20 protein-coding genes and 1 tRNA gene are annotated in these 19,467 nt (G+C 63.5%); 16 read left to right on the top strand and 5 right to left on the bottom strand.

Annotated elements, in window-relative coordinates:
• The 4 genes from NZN28_RS09875 to NZN28_RS09890 all read left to right on the top strand — a co-directional run.
• Positions 1–407: hypothetical protein (locus tag NZN28_RS09875; RefSeq protein ID WP_295397742.1), on the top strand; the 407-nt coding region annotated here is incomplete at its 5' end.
• 125 nt (positions 408–532) lie between these two features.
• Positions 533–2,542 (top strand): excinuclease ABC subunit UvrB, encoded by a 2,010-nt coding sequence (gene uvrB / locus NZN28_RS09880; RefSeq protein WP_295397743.1) that lies wholly within the window; start codon positions 533–535, stop codon positions 2,540–2,542.
• A gap of 20 nt (positions 2,543–2,562) precedes the next feature.
• The gene (locus tag NZN28_RS09885) at positions 2,563–2,946 is read left to right on the top strand and encodes a nucleotidyltransferase domain-containing protein (RefSeq protein ID WP_295397745.1); all 384 of its coding nucleotides are present in this window, start codon (positions 2,563–2,565) and stop codon (positions 2,944–2,946) included.
• The gene (locus tag NZN28_RS09890) at positions 2,943–3,284 is read left to right on the top strand and encodes a DUF86 domain-containing protein (protein ID WP_295397747.1); all 342 of its coding nucleotides are present in this window, start codon (positions 2,943–2,945) and stop codon (positions 3,282–3,284) included. Before NZN28_RS09885 ends, NZN28_RS09890 begins: the two co-directional genes overlap by 4 nt.
• A gap of 52 nt (positions 3,285–3,336) precedes the next feature.
• Here NZN28_RS09890 and ndk read toward each other — a convergent pair whose 3' ends face one another.
• Together ndk and NZN28_RS09900 are read right to left on the bottom strand one after the other, a co-directional pair.
• Positions 3,337–3,753, bottom strand: coding sequence for a nucleoside-diphosphate kinase (ndk, locus tag NZN28_RS09895; RefSeq protein WP_295397749.1), 417 nt, complete (start codon positions 3,751–3,753; stop codon positions 3,337–3,339).
• 126 nt (positions 3,754–3,879) lie between these two features.
• Positions 3,880–5,730, bottom strand: a complete 1,851-nt coding sequence (locus NZN28_RS09900; RefSeq protein ID WP_295397752.1) for a peptidylprolyl isomerase — start codon at positions 5,728–5,730, stop codon at positions 3,880–3,882.
• 43 nt (positions 5,731–5,773) lie between these two features.
• Between NZN28_RS09900 and NZN28_RS09905 the strand changes: the two genes are divergently transcribed.
• The 8 genes from NZN28_RS09905 (at position 5,774) to NZN28_RS09940 (ending at position 13,086) form a co-directional block, all read left to right on the top strand.
• Positions 5,774–5,849: transfer RNA gene (locus tag NZN28_RS09905), tRNA-Arg, on the top strand.
• Between the two features lie 354 nt (positions 5,850–6,203).
• Positions 6,204–6,905 carry an endonuclease V gene (locus NZN28_RS09910; RefSeq protein ID WP_295397754.1) on the top strand — a complete coding sequence of 234 codons (702 nt, stop codon included), beginning with the start codon at positions 6,204–6,206 and terminating at the stop codon, positions 6,903–6,905.
• A gap of 60 nt (positions 6,906–6,965) precedes the next feature.
• Entirely contained in the window at positions 6,966–7,721 is a 756-nt protein-coding gene (locus NZN28_RS09915; RefSeq protein ID WP_295397755.1) for a GGDEF domain-containing protein, read from the top strand.
• A 158-nt stretch (positions 7,722–7,879) separates the two neighbouring features.
• Complete coding sequence (locus NZN28_RS09920) at positions 7,880–8,791, top strand: MBL fold metallo-hydrolase (protein ID WP_295397757.1); 912 nt, start codon at positions 7,880–7,882, stop codon at positions 8,789–8,791.
• Positions 8,792–9,093: 302 nt separating this feature from the next.
• The gene (locus tag NZN28_RS09925; RefSeq protein ID WP_295397759.1) at positions 9,094–10,731 is read left to right on the top strand and encodes a long-chain fatty acid--CoA ligase; all 1,638 of its coding nucleotides are present in this window, start codon (positions 9,094–9,096) and stop codon (positions 10,729–10,731) included.
• A gap of 43 nt (positions 10,732–10,774) precedes the next feature.
• A complete protein-coding gene (locus NZN28_RS09930; protein ID WP_295397761.1) occupies positions 10,775–11,173 on the top strand; it encodes an antitoxin Xre/MbcA/ParS toxin-binding domain-containing protein in 399 nt (132 codons plus the stop codon).
• Entirely contained in the window at positions 11,170–11,628 is a 459-nt protein-coding gene (locus NZN28_RS09935; protein WP_295397763.1) for an RES family NAD+ phosphorylase, read from the top strand. Before NZN28_RS09930 ends, NZN28_RS09935 begins: the two co-directional genes overlap by 4 nt.
• 99 nt (positions 11,629–11,727) lie before the next feature.
• Entirely contained in the window at positions 11,728–13,086 is a 1,359-nt protein-coding gene (locus NZN28_RS09940; RefSeq protein WP_295397765.1) for a M20/M25/M40 family metallo-hydrolase, read from the top strand.
• A 195-nt stretch (positions 13,087–13,281) separates the two neighbouring features.
• Here NZN28_RS09940 and NZN28_RS09945 read toward each other — a convergent pair whose 3' ends face one another.
• The 3 genes from NZN28_RS09945 to nikB form a co-directional block, all read right to left on the bottom strand.
• Entirely contained in the window at positions 13,282–14,799 is a 1,518-nt protein-coding gene (locus tag NZN28_RS09945) for an ABC transporter substrate-binding protein (protein WP_295397767.1), read from the bottom strand.
• A 59-nt stretch (positions 14,800–14,858) separates the two neighbouring features.
• Positions 14,859–15,725 (bottom strand): ABC transporter permease, encoded by an 867-nt coding sequence (locus NZN28_RS09950; RefSeq protein WP_295397770.1) that lies wholly within the window; start codon positions 15,723–15,725, stop codon positions 14,859–14,861.
• Between the two features lie 108 nt (positions 15,726–15,833).
• Positions 15,834–16,784 (bottom strand): nickel ABC transporter permease, encoded by a 951-nt coding sequence (gene nikB / locus NZN28_RS09955; protein WP_295397772.1) that lies wholly within the window; start codon positions 16,782–16,784, stop codon positions 15,834–15,836.
• A 105-nt stretch (positions 16,785–16,889) separates the two neighbouring features.
• Between nikB and NZN28_RS09960 the strand changes: the two genes are divergently transcribed.
• From NZN28_RS09960 to NZN28_RS09975, 4 genes are all read left to right on the top strand, one after another.
• On the top strand, positions 16,890–17,306 hold the full coding sequence (locus NZN28_RS09960) for a DUF6636 domain-containing protein (RefSeq protein WP_318778872.1): 417 nt from the start codon (positions 16,890–16,892) through the stop codon (positions 17,304–17,306).
• Positions 17,307–18,005: 699 nt separating this feature from the next.
• The gene (locus NZN28_RS09965) at positions 18,006–18,344 is read left to right on the top strand and encodes a hypothetical protein (protein ID WP_295397777.1); all 339 of its coding nucleotides are present in this window, start codon (positions 18,006–18,008) and stop codon (positions 18,342–18,344) included.
• 211 nt (positions 18,345–18,555) lie between these two features.
• Positions 18,556–19,143 carry an ATP-dependent Clp protease proteolytic subunit gene (locus tag NZN28_RS09970; RefSeq protein WP_119359627.1) on the top strand — a complete coding sequence of 196 codons (588 nt, stop codon included), beginning with the start codon at positions 18,556–18,558 and terminating at the stop codon, positions 19,141–19,143.
• On the top strand, positions 19,130–19,467 hold a 338-nt coding region (locus tag NZN28_RS09975), incomplete at its 3' end, for a ClpX C4-type zinc finger protein (RefSeq protein WP_295397779.1). The genes NZN28_RS09970 and NZN28_RS09975, both read left to right, overlap by 14 nt.

The following is a 19,467-nucleotide window of genomic DNA, read 5'->3' on the forward strand; positions in this document are numbered from 1 at the left end:
ACCCCTTCAACCTGGGCTTCATCACCCCCAGCATCGAGGGTAGCTATGTCACCCGCTCCTCGAACATTGGCGGCCCGAGCCGCAGCGAAACCTACTGGTACGCTGGCATCAGCCTGTCCAACTTCTTCTTCAACGGCGGCACCCTGGCAGTGAAGTATGCCAACTACGCTGGTACCGGCTTGAACGCTACTGCGCCGACCCTGGGTGTTGAGGATCACCTCTACGACCACACCACCGGCTACATCTACTCCGACAATACCGGTGCTGTGGACTTCACCCTGACCGGTTTGCTGGTTACCTACCGCTACGCTGGCATTGGCTTGGATTACCACGTGGGCAACCTCAACACCGGAGGTACGGACAACCGCAGCTACGGCTTCCGCATCTCCTACAGCTTCAGCTGGTAAACCACAGCCTAAGGTGTGACCCCGCCCTTCCGGGCGGGGTTTTTGTGCACACTGTGTTCTGATTTAGACAGAAAAAGCCCGTGGGAAGTAAATTAAAAATCTATGCGAGGATGTCGGGGGAGTAGATGAGTCAGGTATTTCGTTACCAAGGCCCCGAACCCAAAGGCGATCAGCCCAGGGCCATCGAGGGGCTGTGCGAGGCGCTTTTGGACGGGGAGCGCTTTGTGACCCTGCTGGGGGCCACCGGCACCGGCAAGACCGTGACCATGGCCCAGACCATTGCACGCCTGAACCGCCCCGCGCTGGTGCTGGCTCCCAACAAGGTGCTGGCCGCGCAGCTGGCCGCCGAGTTTCGCGAGCTTTTCCCTGAGAACGCGGTGGAGTTCTTCATCAGCTACTACGACTACTACCAGCCCGAGGCCTATGTGCCGGGGCGCGATTTGTACATCGAGAAAGACGCCGCCATCAACCCCGAAATCGAGCGCCTGCGCCACTCCACCACTAGAAGCCTGCTTACCCGGCGCGACGTGGTGGTGGTGGCCTCGGTCTCGGCCATTTATGGCCTGGGCAGCCCCGAGGACTACAAAAACATGAGCCTGATTGTGGAGGTGGGGCAGGACTACCCCCGCGAGGCTTTACTAGAGCGGCTGGTGGATTTGCAGTACGAGCGGGGCGACCTGCAGCTCGAGGCGGGCCGCTTCCGGGTGCGGGGCGAGGTGCTGGAGGTCTGGCCGGCCTACGAGCAGGAGCCTATTCGCATCGAGCTGTTCGGCGACACCGTTGACCGGGTGACGGTGGTGCACCCCGTGACGGGCGAGCGGCTCAAAGACCTGCCGGGGTTTGTGCTCCTGGGGGCCAGCCACTACGCCACCCCGGAGTGGCGCCTGAAGCAGGCCATTCCGGAGATACGGCGGGAACTCGAGGCGCGCTTGAAGGTGTTTGAGGCCGAGGGCAAGCTTTTAGAGGCCCAGCGGCTCAAGGAGCGCACCCTCTACGACCTGGAGATGCTGGAGGTGATGGGCACCTGCCCCGGCATCGAGAACTACAGCCGCTTTCTCTCGGGCAAGGCCCCGGGCGAACCCCCCTACACCCTGCTGGACTACTTCCCCGACGACTACCTGGTGCTGCTTGACGAGTCGCACGTGACCGTGCCCCAGCTGCGGGGCATGTACAACGGCGACTACCAGCGCAAGAAAACCCTGGTGGACTACGGCTTCCGCCTGCCCAGCGCCCTCGACAACCGCCCCCTGCGCTTCAACGAGTTTTTGGAGCGGGTTGGGCAGATGGTCTTTGTCTCGGCCACCCCCGGCCCCTACGAGCTCGAGGTCTCGGGTCGGGTGGTCGAGCAGATTATCCGCCCCACCGGGCTGGTGGACCCCCTGGTCACGGTCAAGCCCACCCAGGGCCAGATTGAAGACCTGATGGGGGCCATCCGCACCCGCGCGGCGCGGGGCGAGCGCACCCTGGTCACGGTGCTGACCGTGCGCATGGCCGAGGAGCTGACGGCCTACCTGGTCGAGCAGGGGCTCCGGGCCCGCTACCTGCACCACGAGCTGGATGCCTTCGAGCGGCAGGCCCTTTTGCGCGACCTGCGGCTGGGCTACTTCGATGCCCTGGTGGGCATCAACCTGCTGCGCGAGGGGCTCGACCTGCCCGAGGTCTCGCTGGTGGCCATTCTGGATGCCGATAAACAGGGCTTCCTGCGCTCCGAGCGCTCGCTGATCCAGACCATCGGCCGGGCCGCCCGCAACGTGGGGGGCGAGGTTTTCCTCTATGCCGACACCGTTTCGGACTCCATGCGGGCCGCCATCGAGGAGACCAACCGCCGCCGGGCCTTGCAGGAAGCCTACAACCTCGAGCACGGCATTACCCCGGCCACCGTTCAGAAATCGGTGCGCAAGGTGGTGAGGCCCGAGGACTACGAGGCCGAGGCCGCCGAGGCAGCCCTCGACGACCCGGCCCTGCTGCAAAGCCTGCTGGAACAGCTCGAGACCGAGATGTGGGCGGCCTCCGAGGCCCTCGATTTCGAGAAAGCCGCGTCCTTGCGCGACCAGATGCGCAACCTCGAGGCCCGCCTCCAGGGCCTGCCCGAGCCCACCAGCGCCGGGAAGGGTAAGTGGCGGCGCAGGCGCTGAGAGTTTTGTACACTTTAGGCATGACCGTTCGCGAGCGCATCCTCAAGCACCTCGAGGCCTTGAGCCCGGCCCAGCTAGAGGAGCTTTTGCATGAGCTCGAGGCCCGTACCCGTCTGCCCTTAACAAAGGAGGCGGTGCTGGCCCTGCGCGAGCCCATACGGGCCCTGGCCCGGCGTTGCGGGGTAGAGCGGTTGTGGCTGTTTGGTTCGGTGGCTCGAGGGGCTGCTCAGGCAGGAAGTGATGTGGATTTTCTGGCCAAGTTTACCCGGGCTAAGCTGGAAGACCGGCTGGACTTCAAGGAAGGCCTCGAGGCCCTCCTTGGTCGGCCCGTCGAAGTCGTAGAAGCAGGCTACCTTCATCCAGAGGTACAGGAAAGCATCTGGGCCGAGGCCATAGAGCTGTGAAGAACCCCAGGCTTTACCTGCGACAGATCCTCGAGGCTGCCGACTTTATCCTTGAAACCGCCCATAGCCTACAGGACCTGCAATCTTCCAAGCTGATCCGTGACGCAGTGATTCGCAATTTCGAGGTGATGGGTGAGGCCACAAAGCGCCTTTCCCCGGCCTTTCGGGTTCAGCACCCCCAGATACCCTGGCGCAGCCTGGCAGGGTTTCGGGATGTGCTCATCCACGACTACGACGAGGTGGCAATAGAGGTAGTCTGGGACGTAATCCAGAACAGCCTACCGATGGTGCGTCTGGAAGTAGCGCGGCTGCTGGAGTACGGGTCGGATTTGGGCTAAAAACGAGACAAAAAGAGGCCACCGCCGGGAAGGGCCGGCGGCGGCGCAGGCGTTAGCCGATAATCTCTTCGGGCTTGAAGAAAATCCCGATCTCGCGGGCGGCGCTTTCGGGGCTGTCTGAGCCGTGGATGACGTTCTCGTCCACGGTGGTGGCAAAGTCGGCGCGGATGGTGCCGGGGGCGGCCTCCCAGGGGCGGGTGGCCCCCATCAGGCGGCGCATCTCGGCAATGGCCCCCGGCCCTTCGACCACCATAGCCACCACCGGGCCGCTGGTGATGAAGTTGACCAGGCCCTCGAAAAAGGGTTTGCCCCGGTGCTCGCCGTAGTGGGTCTCGGCGGTCTCGCGGGCGATGACCATCTTCTTCATGGCCACAATCTTGAAGCCCTTGCGCTCGATGCGGTGGATGATTTCGCCCGTCAGGCCCCGGCGCACGCCGTCGGGTTTGACCATGATGTAGGTGCGTTCCATACCGCAGAAGAGTTTACACGCTCCGGGCCAATTGCAGAAGGTCTGCGCCGCCGGTCGGTTTTCCTATGGCGGGGGTATCTAGTAAAACCCTCCCCTGGTCTGGGGAGGGCCGAGAATCGCGCAGAATTAGCGATTGGCCGGAGGGTTGGCCGGGGTGGAGGGGTTGCTCGGGGTGTTGGTGCCCGGCTGGTTTCCATTGGTCTTGGGTTCTTCCTTGGGGGTGAGCGAGGCCAGCACTTTTTGCAGGTTGTTCTCCACCTTGGCTGCTTTACGAACTTCCTGGGTCCATTGCTGGGCTGCTTCGCCTCGGAGCCTGGCCAGCACCCGCTGGCGGGCCTCCTCCTTGACCTCTTCGAAGGGGCGCAGCACCTCGGCTTTGCGGTCATTCACGATGAGCACCTGGAAGCTGCCGTCCTCGAGCTTGACCACCTCGCTCACCTCGCCCAGCGGGCCTTTGGGGAAGCTGCCCCGGGTCATGAAGACCAGCCGGTTGGGCACGGGGGGCATGGTGCCCGGGTTGACCACGCCAAAGTCCTGCACCGTGCCGCCGTTGGCCTTGGCCAGATCCTCCAGCTTGCCTCCACGCAAGGCGGCGGCCCGGAAGGCATCGGCCTTGGCCTTGTCTTCCTTTTTGAAGTTGACCGCCTGCACCCGGGCCGAGGCCGGGATGGTGAAGTCTTTGAGGTTGGAGTCGTAGTGCTTGCGCGCGTCGGTGTCCGAGACGGTAATGTTGCGGGTTTGCCAGAGCTGGGCCTGGTTGCCGATGTCGGCCTTGGAGCCGAAGAAGGGCTGACCCAGGCCCTTGGCCGCCTGGTAGACGACCTCACGGTTGATGAGCTGCTCGAGCGTTTGGGGCATGAAGAACTGAATGGCCAGCTCCCCCAGGCCCTGTTGCAGCAACTGGGGTACCTGCTGGTTGGCAAAGACCGACTGGGTCACTTCGGCCAGCCTGATTTCGGTCTCGCCCACCTTGGCCACCACCGGGTTTTCATACTTGAAGGAAGCCCCTTCCGCAAACTTGACGTTGGCCTTGGCCCGCAGCTCCGTGAAGTAGGTCTCCAGCGCCCCCTGGCCCTTGATGCGCTTGGCATCCTCCTTGACCCGATCCTTGACCTCTTCAAACTTTACGTCGCCGGCGGGCAGGTACTTCTCCACCTTCACAATGTAGAAGCGACCCCCGGCCTCGATGGGCTTGCTGATCTGCCCGTCGCGCAGCTTGAACACGGCCTCGGCCACCGCGTTGGGGAAGACCACCCGGGTGACCGGGCCGGGCTCGCTCTTGCCGGCTTCCGCGCCCAGCGCCCCGCCCTGCTCGGCGTTGAGCTTGGAGTTGGCCTTGGCAATCGCCGCAAAATCGGCGCCGGGGGCACTGACCTGGGCGTAGATTTTGTCGGCAGTGGCCTTGTCGTCGAGTACGATCTGGCGGGCCTGAACGCGCTCTTCGTTTTTGTACTGGCTGCGGTAGAGCTCGAAGTAGAGCTGCATTTCGGCCTCGGTGGGTTCGGCTTTTTTCTGGATGTCCTCGATGCGCTTGTTGATGCGAATCTGGTCACGCAGTTCGCTGCGCAGCTGCGAGTCGGTGTAGCCCACCTGGGTCAGGAAACGGTCGTAGTCTTCCTTTTTTTGCAGGCCAAAGCGTTCTTTGATGGTATCGAGTTCCTTTTTAAGCTCCCCGCCGGAAACCCCGATGCGGGCCGAATCTTGCAGAAGCGCGTTGACAAGGATCAGTTGCTCACCCAGGTTGACCTCGGCCAGATTTTTCAGCAGGCCCTGGGGATTGGTGCTCAAGACGGCGTCTCTTTGCTGGGCTCGAGCCACGTCCAGTTCGCTAACCGGGCGGCCATTCACGGTCAACACGGTCTTGCCCTGGGTACTGCGCTGCCCCTGGGGCGTGAACAGCAATACCGAACCCGCCACGAAGGCCAGGGCCAGAACCCCGAAGATTATCGCAACCACCCTTCTGTTGATTCCAAACACTTGACTGCCTCCTCTATACGGTGCTACCCTTCTGTGTGCTGATGCACCCGTAGCTCAGTGGATAGAGCGTTCGCCTCCGGAGCGAAAGGCCACAGGTTCGAGTCCTGTCGGGTGCGCCATTTTTCTTTGCTTGTGCGCAAATCCGCCTTCGTTCCCGTCCGCATCCCACTAAGCCCTTTGTACCCCGACTTGGTAAGACCAGGGTTAAGCGTCAGCGTGCCTACACCAAGGGCCGATTGTAGCATATCCGGCCACCGGGCAAGCCCTGCCGCCAGGCCCACCTTCACTGGGGCATACCCCTCTCAACGGCCCCGGTTCCGAAGGCCATGGCCGGGGTTGGGCAGCCGCACACCTTCTCCCGAAGAAAAGCGGGCCAGCGAAACAAGGTTGCAAGCCCGGCCACCGTGCTTCGGGTTGCGCCGGGGGGTGCTCTGGTTTGGAACTGCACTGTCCGCAGATGCCTGAGGCTGTCCATGCCGGCCCCCTTTCCCCGCCCCAAAGACCTGCGCGAAGCCGCCGCCATGCAAAAGCGGCTCGCGGAATCGGTCGTCTTGAGGGGGAATCCCTGCGAGGCGCGCTGCATCGCGGCCCTGGACGCTTCCCACCCCACCCGCTTCTCCAGGCACAAGGGCCCCTCGGTGGCGGTGGCGGTGTTGTGGGATCGGGTGCGGGGGGAGGTGCTCGAGGTGGCCACCGCCCAAATGGACGAGACCCTGCTCTTTCCCTATGTGCCCGGTTTCTTGTCCTTCCGCGAAGCCCCACTCTATCTGGCCGCACTGGCCGGGCTTTCCCGCCCGCCCGAGCTGCTGCTGGTGGATGGGCAGGGCGTGGCCCACCCCAGGGGCTTGGGCATTGCGGCCCACCTGGGGGTGCATCTGAACCTGCCGGCCATCGGGGTTGCCAAAACCTTGCTGTTTGGCCGACCCGAAGGCGAACTGCCCCTAGAAGCCGGTTCGGCGGTACGTTTGATGAACGGCGAGGTGCAGATCGGCTGGGTTTACCGCAGCCGCACAGGGGTGCAGCCGCTCATTGTTTCGCCGGGGCACCGGGTCGGGATGGAAGAAAGCCTGGCCCTAATGCGCTCACTGACGGGTAAAACCCGCCTGCCCGAGCCCCTCCGCATGGCGCACCTACAAGCGGGGGTAGCCCGGCGAGAGGCCGCCCGCACCGAATAACAATCTTTGTGATTAACTGGGCTCCTCAGCCCAGATTTTGCGGCTATAGTTGGACTATTTATGGGCCTGATGCGCCGCCTGCTCCTGTCCTATGGGCTGGGCCGCACCATTTTGCTGATGACCGGAGCCTCGATTGTGGTTTCGGAGATCGTCAACTTTATGGTCAGCTATACGGCTGATGGGCAGGTGGGGTGGAGCAGCGTGATAATCGCCTTTATCGTACCGGCCATCGTCGCCCCGCTGTTGGGCGGGCTTCAACTTCGGTTGCTCTACGAACTCGAGGAGGCCCGCGAAAAACTGCAACACCTGGCCATTACCGATGAGCTCACCCAGACCTTCAATCGCCGCCATTTCATGGAGGCTGCCGAGCGGGTGTTTTTGCAGGCCCAGCGAGGCAACGGGCCGTTTTCGGTGGTGCTTCTGGATGCCGACGATTTCAAACAGGTCAACGATGCCCATGGACATCTGGTGGGCGATGGGGTTTTGCGCCACCTGGCCGAGAACATCCGCAAAAACATCCGCAAACACGACCTCCTGGCCCGGTATGGGGGAGAGGAGTTTATCGTGTTGCTGCCCGATACCCATCTGGAAGGGGCCCTCGAGGTGGCTCAGCGCATCCAAGAGGCCATTTTGCACAACCCTGCCGAAGTGGGAGGCAAACCCCTGAAGGTGACGGTCAGCATGGGGGTTGCGACCTTCGAGCCCACCATGCAGTCTCTGGACGAAATCCTCTCCCTGGCCGACAAAGCGCAGTATCAAGCCAAAAATGCTGGCAAGAATCGCATCGAGCTGGCCCCCACTATTTGTAAGGATTAGCTCCACGCAAGCTTTGGAGCCTTTTTTCGGCCCCAACGTTCCCACCAAGTTTGAGGCGGAATGTGAAGTGCAACCAAGTTTAGTTGGCCCGTCTGCACTACGGTTTCTCTTGTACTTTATTTCATCAAGCAAGGTGAGAAAAACGTAAGGAGGATGATATGGGCAAAATGTCGCGTCGAGAGGCCCTTAAGCTGATGGGGGCTACGGGTGCAGCCGCAGCAGCGGGTACACTACCTGCTATGGCCCAGGCAGCTTCGGCCACCAACGGGGCCGGCTTCTATCGCTTCAAGCTGGGGGACTATACCCTCACGGTGTTGAGCGATGGTCAGACCCCCCCGGGCAACGCCTTCCCCAACTGGGGCGCCACCCCCGGCAAGCAGGCCGAGTTCGAGGCCGCCCTGCGGGAAAACTTCCTCGACCCCACCCGCTTCATCAACAACTTTAACCCGATGGTGGTGGACACCGGTCAGGCCAAGATTCTGATTGACACCGGGCGTGGGCAGGCCGGTCAGCTGCTGGCGAACATGGCCAATGCGGGCATCCGACCCGCCGACATCAACACCGTCTTTATCACCCACGGCCACGGCGACCATATCGGCGGGCTGGTGACCAATGGCCAGCCCACCTTCCCCAATGCCCGGCACCTGATCGGCGAGACCGAGATGCAGTTCTGGCTCTCCCAGGCCACGCCCCCGGCCAACCTGGTGGCCCTGCGCGAACGCTTTACCCTGGTGCGCCCTGGTGCCCAGATTGCTCCGGGCCTGACCGCGGTGGATACCGCCGGTCACACGGTGGGCCACCTGGCCGTGCAGATTAGCTCGGGCAACCAGACCCTCTGGCACCTCGGCGATGCGGGCGGGCACCACATCCTCTCGTTCCGCTTCCCCGACCACTACCTGGGCTTCGATGCCAACCCCCAGCAGGCCGTGGCCACCCGCGCGCGGCTGTGGCAGGCCGCTGCCGCCGACCGCATCATGGTGGTGGGCTACCACTTCGCCTGGCCGGGGGTGGGCAACGTGCGGCGGGCGGGCAACGCTTACGAGTTTGTGCCGGCGTTTTTCGTCTTCTGAGCCGGCGGGCCGTTTTGCCAGCCCTCCTCGAGCCTCGAGGAGGGCTTTCGCTGCGCTGTGCCAGCCTCGCCTGAACGCTTGGCATGCGCTGGGAGCGGCGAGGGAGGGGGTCGGTGTTGGAGACCCACTGCCCATCTCCGACCACCCGCTCCGACCCTGTGAGTTGGTGAAAGTTAGAGGCAGGCTTGGAGTTGCTGGTGCCCCGCCAAGGCGGTAGGGTCTGGGGTGCCGGGCCTGCCAGCGCTTCATGCTTTTGATGCGAGCCAGGGCGTAAAATCAAAGGCAAAACAAAGGAGAAGCCTATGCAGTCCACCATGATGGATGTTCCCCTCACCCTGACGCACCTCCTCGAGCGGGCCGGCAGCCTGTTTCCCAAAGAAGAAATCGTGACCCGGCTGCCCGACAAGTCGCTCCACCGCTACCCCTATGCCGATTTTTACCGGCGTGCCCGCCGGCTGGCCTCGGCCTTGCAGAAAGCGGGCCTGCAAAAGGGCGACCGGGTGGCCACCCTTTCCTGGAACACCTACGCGCACCTCGAGGCCTATTTTGGCGTTCCGGTGGCGGGGGGCGTCTTGCACCCCCTCAACCTGCGGCTTCACCCCTCGGATATTGCCTACATTATCAACCACGCCCAGGACAAAATCCTGATAGTGGACGATGTGCTCCTCAAGCTCTACGAGGCCATCAAGGCCGACGTGAAGCTAGACAGGGTGCTGGTGGTGCCCCTTTCAGGCCAGCCGGTGCCGGAGGGACTCGAAAGCTACGAGGACTTCCTGGCCTCCGGCGACCCCGATTTTGCCTACCCCAGCCTCGACGAGCGCGATGCAGCGGCCATGTGCTACACCTCCGGCACCACCGGAAAGCCCAAGGGGGTGGTGTACTCGCACCGCTCGATTGTGCTGCACAGCCTGGGCTCGGCCCTGCCGGATGCCCTCAACCTGGCCAGCACCGATGTGCTGCTGCCGGTGGTGCCTATGTTTCATGTGCTGGCCTGGGGGCTGCCCTTTACCGGGGTGATGGCGGGCAGCAAGCTGGTGATGCCGGGGCCGCACCTCGACGCGGTGAGCTTGCTGGATTTGTACGAATCGGAGCGCGTGACCAAGACCGCCGGTGTGCCGACCATCTGGCTGGGGGTTTTGCAGGCCCTGCAAAAGGAGCCGGGCCGCTGGAAGCTGGAACCCATGGAGATGGTGGTGGGGGGGAGCGCCGCGCCCGAGGCCATGATTCGGGCTTTCGACCAGCTGGGCTTGAAGGTGCTGCACGCCTGGGGCATGACCGAGATGAGCCCCCTGGGCACCACCAGCCGCTTGAAGCGCCACCTGCGGGGCGACCCCGAGGAGGAGTACCGCTACCGGGCCAAGCAGGGCCTGCCCACGCCGCTGGTGGAAATCCGGGCGGTAGGCGAGCAGGGCGAGGTGCCCTGGGACGGCCAGTCGCTGGGAGAGTTGCAGGTGCGCGGGCCGTGGGTGGCCGGGAGCTACTACAACCTCGAGGAGGAGTCGGACAAATGGACCCCGGACGGCTGGTTCCGCACCGGCGATGTGGTGGCCATTGACCCCGAGGGCTACATTCGCATTGCCGACCGCACCAAAGACCTGATTAAGTCCGGTGGCGAGTGGATCAGCTCGATTGACCTCGAGAACGCCCTGATGGCCCACCCGGCGGTGAAGGAGGCCGCCGTCGTTGCCATCCCCGATCCCAAGTGGGATGAACGCCCCCTGGCCGCCATTGTGCTAAAGGAAGGGGCCAGCGCCACCGCAGAAGAGCTGCGGGCCTTCCTCGAGCCCCGGTTCGCCAGGTGGTGGCTGCCCGATGCCTATGTGTTTGTGGACGAAATTCCCCGCACCAGCACGGGTAAGTTTTTGAAGTCCAGGCTGCGCGAGCAGTTCAGGGAATATAAAGCCCAGGCCGCCTCGCAGTCGGGGGTTGCCGGGTCATAGTTAGATTTTGACTGTTCCCAAATAGAACGCTACTATGTTCTATATGGGAACTACCTCCGAGCTTCGCTTTGATTTTTCGCCCCACGATGTGGCCAGCGTGCGGGAGGGTTTGCCAGCCCAGCTGATTGGCGAAATTGCCCAGCGATACGGGCTTATCCAGCAGGACATTCTGGAAGCGGCGGGTATCCCACGCAGCAGCGCACACCGCTACAAGGGTTTGGGGCGCTTGAACCGGGAGCAATCCAATCGTCTGTATAAAGTGATTTATCTGCTCCGGCGGGCAGAGGAACTCTTCGGTTCAGCAAAGCTGGCTGCAAGCTGGATGAACAGCCCCAAGGTGTTTTTACACAACGCGACTCCGCTGCGCTACCTCGACACCGAGCCTGGCTTCAGGGCGGTTGAGCATCTGCTGGGGCGTTTGGAAGATGGCCTGGTGACATGAAGGCCTGGAGGATCACCTCGCGCAAATATGCCCATGCAGCTTTCACCGGTGAGGGAGCAGCACGTAGCCCGGGCCGCTGGAACCGGAGTGGGGTTCCGATGGTGTATGCGGCGGGCAGCCTGGCCACCGGAATTCTGGAGATACTGGTGCATGTTAACGAGCGGGCTTACCTGACTGCTTTTGTGTCCATCGAAATCGAGGTGCCTGATGGACACATCGAAACTCTGCAGCAGTTGCCCCCGGACTGGCAGCAACTGCCCGAACCGTATCCAGCCTCCACCCAGCAACTCGGCAGCGAGTGGGCGCAGAGCTTACGTTCGCTGGCACTCAAAGTGCCTTCGGCGGTGGTGCCGAGCGAGTTCAATTTATTGCTCAACCCCAAACACCCGGCCATGTCTGAAGTACGGTTGAGCGAACCTCAAGACCTCTGGCTTGACCCGCGCCTGCTCGATTGAGGGGGGTTGCGGATGGCTGGGCGTCGAGGGTCTACCCTTGCCTAACAAGCCTCTTCCCCTACGTTCGCATTTTATGTTTGTGCGACGTATATTCTAGCCATGTCCCACGCCATAGACCGCTTCTTAGAGGAAAACCTCGAGGCCTATCTACAGGAAACCATCCGGCTCTGCGCCCAGCCAAGCGTCTCGGCCACGGGCGAGGGCGTGGAGGCTTGCGCCCGCCTGGTGGAGCAGACCTTGCAGCAACACGGCTTCCAGACCTGGAAAATCGAGGGCTACGGCAACCCGGTGGTGGTGGGCCGGGCCAGGGGCCGATCCGAGCGCACCCTGCTTTTTTACAACCACTACGATGTGCAGCCCCCCGAGCCCCTCGAGCTCTGGGACTCGCCCCCCTTCGAGCCGCAAATCCGCGAGGGCAGGCTCTACGCCCGGGGCGCCAAGGACGACAAAGGCGAGTTCATGGCCCGCCTGGCGGCGGTGGACGCGGTGCGGGCCGCGCATGGGGGCGAGCTGCCCTGCGGGGTGCTCTTTGTGGTGGAGGGCAACGAGGAGGTTGGCAGCCCTGGCATCGCCCGGTTTGTGCAGGATCACCTGGACTTGCTCAAATGCGACGGGGCCCTCTGGGAGGAAGGGGGCATAGACTTCGAGGAACGCCCCGGCACCTCGCTGGGGCGGCGGGGAATTCTGGCGGTGGAACTGGAAGTCCAGACCCTTTCCCGCGACGCCCATTCCGGCAGCGCCCACATCCTGCCCAGCGCCGCCTGGCGCATGGTGCGGGTGCTGGCTTCGCTCAAGGACGAAAACGAGCGCATCCTGATTCCCGGCTTCTACGACGACGTAAAGCCCATCTCCGAGCTCGACCTGGAACTCTTGCGCCGCCTGCCCGACCACGAGCAATACCTGCGCGAGACCTTTCAGGTCAGGGGTTTCGTGGGGGGCCTGACCGGCTTCGAACTCAAAAAAGCCGTCTTCAACCCCACCTGCAACATCCAGGGCATCACCACCGGCTACCAGGGCCCCGGCACCAAGACCGTGATTCCGGCCAAAGCCTCGGCCAAGCTCGACTTCCGCCTGGTGCCCGACCAGGACCCCACCGACATCCTGCAAAAGCTGCGCGCCCATCTCGACGCCGAGGGCTTTACCGATGTCCAGATCACCTACTCCGACTATATGTTCCCCGCCAAGGCCGAGGCCGACCACCCCCTGGTGCGGCTGGCAGCCCGGGCGGGCGAGGAGGTCTACCAGAAACCCTACCAGCTCATCCCCCTCACCGGCGGCAGCTCACCGGTGTATGCCTTTGCCAGGCCCCTGGGCATCCCCGTAATTGATGCGGGGGTGGGTTTTGGCATCACCAACCGCACCCACGCCCCCAACGAAAACATCCGCCTCCAGGACTTCCACAACGCCGCGCGGCACATCGCCCGGATTCTGGACGGCTTTGCGGAGATTTGGAGCTAGAGTTCTCTTCACATATTGTGAGCCACTCGAGTTCGAGAAAGCCTGGTTCTGAACAGAACAGTGGCCGCCTGGAAACTCGAAAACATGCGTCTCGGCCCAGACGCAACGCAGACAAGCGTGCCTCACCTCGGTGAGGCACGTCTCTTTGTCCCTTCTCGTTTTCGTGGGCGCCTTCTGTGAAGAGCGCGAGAAGTGCTACTGCAGCCAGGTGTAGCGGAAGGCCAGGTAGCTGGTGTTGGGGAAGTGCAAGAAGCCCTGTACACGGCGGTTCATGGCCTCGTACTGGGCGGAGTGGAAGAGGAAGGCCATGGGGCTATCCTGCAGCACAATTTCCTGCACCTGGGTATAGATGCGCTGGCGCTCGGACTGGCTGGCGGTGCGCCGGCCCTGCTCCAGCAGCTGGGTCACGCGATCGTTTTTGTATTTGGAGAGGTTCAGGGCCGAGGAGGGGTGGAAGGTGTTGAAGAGGTAGTCGTCGGGGTCGGCCTGGCCCGAGGTGCCCAGCAGGGTCACATCGAACTCGCTGCGCAGGGCCTTGGGCAGGTAAACGTTCCAGTCCTCGGCCTGGATGTTCACCCGGATGCCCACCTCGGCCAGGTTGTCGCGGATCACGTCGGCGGGGGTGCGCAGGAAGTCGTAGGTGGAGGTAACGTAGAGGTTCATGGTGAAGCCGTTGGGGAATCCGGCCTCGGCCAGGAGTTGCTTGGCCCTGGCTACGTCGCGGGTGTTGTAGGGGCTATTGGTGTAGGCATAAGCCCCCGAGGGGATGGTGGTGCCCCGCGCCACGATGCCCCCGGTGCCGAAGAGGGCCAGATCCACAATGGCCTTTTTGTCAATGGCATAGGCGATGGCCTGGCGCACCTTGGGGTTGTTGTAGGGCTCGCGGGTGGTGTTGAAGTACAGCGCGCGGAAGTTGGCCGAAGGCCCCCCCACCACCACCAGGTTGCGGTCGGCCTTGAGCGGGCGTACGTCGGCGGCGGTTACGTATTCGATCCAGTCCACCGCCCCGGCTCTAAGCGCTGTGGAGCGGGCTGCTGGGTCGGGGTAGTAGGTGTAGGTGATGCCGTCCAGGTAGGGCAGCGGGCGGCCCTGGTTGTCCTTTTGCCAGTATTTGTCCCACTTGCGTACCACCAGACGGGTCTGGGGGATGTACTCCACAAAGCGGAAGGGGCCGGTACCGATGACCGCTTTGTTCAGGTCGTTGTTATGTTCCCTGGTTACCTTTTCCGAGACCACCACGTTGGTGCTGAAGGCCAGCTTGGCCAGCAGGGGGGTGAAGGGCTGGGATAGGGTGATGACCACGGTGCTGTCGTTGGGGGCCGTGACCGAGCGCACCACCGCAAAGTCGTTGGCCCGAGGGCTTTTGGTGGCGGGGTCTTTGATGCGATTTATTGAAAAAGCCACGTCGGAAGCCTTGAGGGGATCGCCATTGTGGAAGGTGACGCCAGGCCGCAGGCGGAAGGTCCAGGTCAGACCATCGGGCGAGACCGTCCAGGACTGGGCCAGACCGGGCACAATCCGACCTTTGCTGTCGAGCATCACCAGGGTGTCGTAGATGTTTTCCAGTACGTTTCGGCTTGCCGTGGCGTTGGTGGTGTGGGGGTCAAGCCCCACCGGGTCGGTTTGCATACCGGCGCGCAGAACGCCGCCCGACTTTTGGGCCAGCGATGCCGCCGCCAGGGTCAGAACCAACAAAACCAGTAGTTTTTTCATCACGCCTCCTTGTGTAGCAAGTGATTATACCGGTATTGCAGGTGGCTGGGCTGTGCCGTTTATCGTTGCCGCAGCCGGGGGTCGAGGGCGTCGCGCAGCCCGTCGCCGAGCAGGTTGAAGCCTAGCACCATCAGCACGATGGCGGAGCCCGGAACCAGCGAGCCCCAGGGGGATAGGGAGAGAAAAGCCCGCCCCTCGGAGACCATCGAACCCAGGGCCGGGAAGGGCGGCTGGATGCCCAGCCCCAGAAACGAAAGTGCCGCCTCGGCCAGCACGGCATAGGCGAAGCGCAGGGTGACCTCGACAATCAGCGGGGCGGCGGCATTGGGCAGGATGGTGCGAAAAATCAACCGGCTGTCCGATGCGCCCATGGCCCGTCCGGCTTCCACGTACAGTTCTTCCCGCACGGTGAGCACGGCAGCCCGGGCGACCCGGATAAAAGGCCCCACAAACACCACCGAGATGGCCAGAACCAGGTTGATAAAACCACCCCCCAGAAAGGCCAGGAAGGCGATGGCCAGGAGGATGGCCGGATAAGCGATCAGAATGTCGGCCAGGCGGGAGATGGTGAGGTCGAGCCAGCCCCGAAAATACCCGGCCAAAAGGCCCAGGCTGCCGCCCACCAGAAGCCCGGCCAGCACCGAGACCGCCGCCACCGAGAGCGAGAAGCGGGCCCCGTAGAGTACCCTCGAGAGCAAATCCCGCCCGTACTGGTCGGTGCCCAGCCAGTGCTCTGCGGAAGGGCCGGAGAGGCGGTTGGGGGGGTCGAACTTGAGGGGATCCCAGGGGGCTATGATGGGGGCCAGCAGCGCTCCCAGCAGCACAATCAGGGTAATGATGCCGCCGATGACCGCCGAGCGGTTGCGCAGGAGGGACTTCCAGACCAGGGCCCAGGTGGAGGGGCTGGCGGGGGCGGGTGCGGTCATGGACACCCTCCGAGGAGAGCGTAGACGAGGTTAGCAGTGTGAGCGGGGGTCATTGCGAAAGAGGAGAGCGCATCCAGGGGGTGGCTAGACCGGTAGAGGCCCTGAGGCTTACTCATAGCGAATCCTAGGGTCTATGAGCGAGTAGAGCAAGTCCACCAAAAGGTTGACCAGCACCGCCGCCGTGGCCACAAACAGCACCGTGCCCTGCACCACCGGGTAGTCGCGCAGGTTGATGCCTTCCAGGGCAAAGCGCCCCACCCCCGGCAGGCTGAAGACCTGCTCGATGATGACCGCCCCGCCCAGCAGCGAGCCGAACTGGATGCCTATCACGGTGACCACCGGAATCAGGGCGTTGCGCAGGGCGTGGCGAAAGACCACCACCCGCTCGGAGAGCCCCTTGGCCCGGGCGGTACGGATGTAGTCGCGCGAGAGCACCTCGAGCATCGAGCTGCGCAGGATGCGGGTAACCGCCCCGGCCAGAATCAGGCCCAGCGAGAGGGCCGGCAGAATCATGTGCCGGAAGTTTTGAGCCGGGTCTTCGGCCAGGGGCACAAAACCCGCCGGGGGCAGCCAACCCAAAGCCAGGGCGAAGAGCAGAATCAGCAGCAAGGCCAGGAAAAACCCCGGCACCGAGAGGCCCAGAATGGCAAAGAGCGAGGCGAAGTAGTCCACCAGGCCCCCCCGCCGGAGGGCTGCCAGCACCCCCAGGGGCACCGCTATCAGGAGGGCGGTGAAGAGGCCCATCACGGTGAGTTGCAGCGTGACCGGAAAGCGCAGGGCCAGGTCCTGGGCGACCTCGCGTCCGGTGCGCAGGCTGCTGCCAAAATCGCCCTGGACGACGGCCCCCAGCCACTGTCCGAACTGCACGTGCAGGGGCAGGTCGAGCCCGAACAGGCGGCGTAGCTCGGCCAGGCGCTCGGGGGTGGTGTTGGCCTCGAGGCCCACCAGGCTTGTGACCACATCCCCCGGCACGGCCCGCATGAGCAAGAAGGTGATGAGAGCCACCCCCAGCAGGGTAGGGATGGCCGCGAGAAGACGATTTGCCACATAGCCGAACATAACAAGTAGCCCGAGTATATCGCTTTCTTGTGTTCGGAGAGCAAATGACCCAGGGTTATTTTGTGGATTTGCTAACCTCGAGCACGGAGGCATCCTGTGCGAAAAATGGTCTTTCTTGCCCTTCTTCTGACGGCTTTCCCGCCTGCCCTGGCCCAGGGCTTTTTTGAGCTGGGCGGCTTCAAAACCCCCTCGGGCAACATCCACTGCTTTGCCTATGTGGACCGGCTCACCCAGGAGGCGGTGCTGCGCTGCGACCTGCTCCAAAACGAGGCCCGCATACCGGCCAAGCCCAAGGACTGCCCGCTGGACTGGGGCAATGCCTTTGGCCTGAGTGAGCGGGGCCCAGCCGGACGGCTCTGCGTGGGGGACACCGTGGCCGACCCCAGGCTGCCGGTGCTGGCCTATGGCAAGGTCTGGAGCGAGGGGGGTTTTCGCTGCGACGTGACCCAGGCCCGGCTGCGCTGTATCAACAAAGATAAACGGGGCTTTGAGCTATCTCGCAGCCTCCAGCGGCTTTTCTAAGCGCAACTGGCAGATGCTCGGTGCGCTCTACCTCAAACTCCTTGGCCGCCTGGACACCCGCTGGCAGGGGGCGTGCCTGCCCCTCAAGGGCCGCCAGTGGGCCCTATTGGGGGTGCTGGCTTTGGGCCCGGGGCTATCTCCTGGCCGCGGGGCGGCAGGCCCTGCAGCAGGGCAGGCTGGACGAGGCCCGGCAGGCTTTCTTCCTGGCCCTCTGGGTGAGCGAGGCCCCGGAGACTCTGGAGGCGCTTTTGCCCCTGTGCTAGCTAGCCGAACAGCAAAGCGACCTGGGGCTGTTGGAGGCTTTGGTGGCCCGGCTGGGCGAGCTGGCCCTGCGCACCCAGAGCGACCGGGCCTAGGGCAACCCCAACACCCCCGAGAAGTTCCTCGACTACGGCATCCGGGCCCTCTCGCTCAGCCCCGGCGGGAGCGCCAGCCATTAGCCCCATTGAGACCGGGGCCCTGACCCTCCGGGCCACCAACCCCGCGGGGCTTACCCTGCGCTCGCGGCAGCTTTACCTGAACCTGGCGTCGCGGGCCCTTTTCCTGCTAGCCCAAAGCACCGAGAACGCCCTACAGGTCACCTGGAGCACCCCGGTCATCCCCGATAAAACCCTCATCTTCGCGGTCTTTGCCGACCTGCCGGATGGTCGCACTGAGCTTCCAGCGCAGCGGCTTAGGGCCCCGCGGGGGGTGGGGCTGTTGTTGCCGTTTCCAGCCAGCCTCATCGCGCCCTCGGCGGGCCAGAGCGGCCTGCCCCCCAACGCCGCGCTCTCGTGGTCGCGCCCCGCAGAGAGCGTCTGCCTGTTTGCCCTGGCGAGCGCGGGCCAGCCCATTCGTGTCTACTACACCGCTGGTGTCGTCCTGAACCCGGGCCTCGAGGCGAACCGCACCTACACCTGGGGCGTGGCCTGCTACGGCCCCTTCGCCAGTCTGGATGCCTTTGCCGGCGGGGCCTGGCCGGGCTACCCCACGTTCGGCTGGGATGTTTCGTTTTTCTTAGCCAGCACCCCGGTTCGGAGCTTCAGCACTGTGCCTTGATCCAGGCGAGGCAGGAACCCGGACTGGCCCGCCCAGCTCTTTTACGAATCAGCGGAGTTGACACCCAGACCGGTAACCACATCCCCCGGCCTAGCCCGCATGGGCAAAGATGAGGGCTACCCCTAAAGGAGTAGGGCAGCCACGGGGAGGCGCTGGAGTATGTGCACCAGCCCCCCCTTGAGACCAGGTGTGGTCATAGAATAAGGCCGGTATGGTGGTCCCCTACGTCATAGAGCAGACCGCCCGCGGGGAGCGGGTATACGACATCTACAGCCGTCTTCTGAAGGACCGGATCATCTTCTTGGGCAGCCCCATTGATGCTCAGGTGGCCAACACCGTGGTGGCCCAGATTCTCTTCCTAGCGGCGCAAAACCCCAACCAGGAGATTCGCATGTACATCAACTGCCCAGGGGGGGATGTGGACGCTGGGCTGGCCATTTACGACACCATGCAGTTTGTGGTTCCGCCGGTTTCCACCATTTGCGTGGGGCTGGCGGCTTCCATGGGGGCGGTCTTGCTGGCTGCGGGGGCTCCGGGAAAGCGCTACGCCCTGCCGCACTCACGGGTGATGATTCACCAGCCCTGGGCCCGCGGGCTGGGTGGTCAGGCCACCGACATCGCCATCCAGGCTGAGCAGATCCTGAAAACCCGTAAGGTGCTCAACGAGATTCTGGCCCGCCATACCCACCAGCCCCTGGAGAAGGTGGAGCGCGATACCGAGCGCGACTACTACCTCTCAGCTGAAGAGGCAGCTCAGTACGGTATCGTAGACCAGGTGGTGAGCCGTGAAGCGCAATAAGCCGGTTTGCAGTTTTTGCGGCCGTAGATACCCCGAGGTGGCCCATCTGGTGGAGTCCCCGATGGGGGAGGCCTACATCTGCGACGAGTGTGTGGCCCGGGCTCACTCCCTGCTCAAGGCCGAGTCTAAATCCGCCTACAGGGGTCCTCGCAACCTGCCTAAACCGGCTGAGATAAAGGCCTTTTTGGATCAGTACGTGGTGGGGCAGGAGCTAGCCAAGAGAACCCTTTCCGTCGCGGTCTACAACCACTACAAGCGCCTTTTGCACCCCGAGGCAGAGGTGCAGAAGTCCAACGTGCTCCTGATTGGCCCCACCGGCACCGG

It is taken from the genome of Meiothermus sp., from assembly GCF_025056915.1.
Lineage (GTDB): Bacteria > Deinococcota > Deinococci > Deinococcales > Thermaceae > Meiothermus.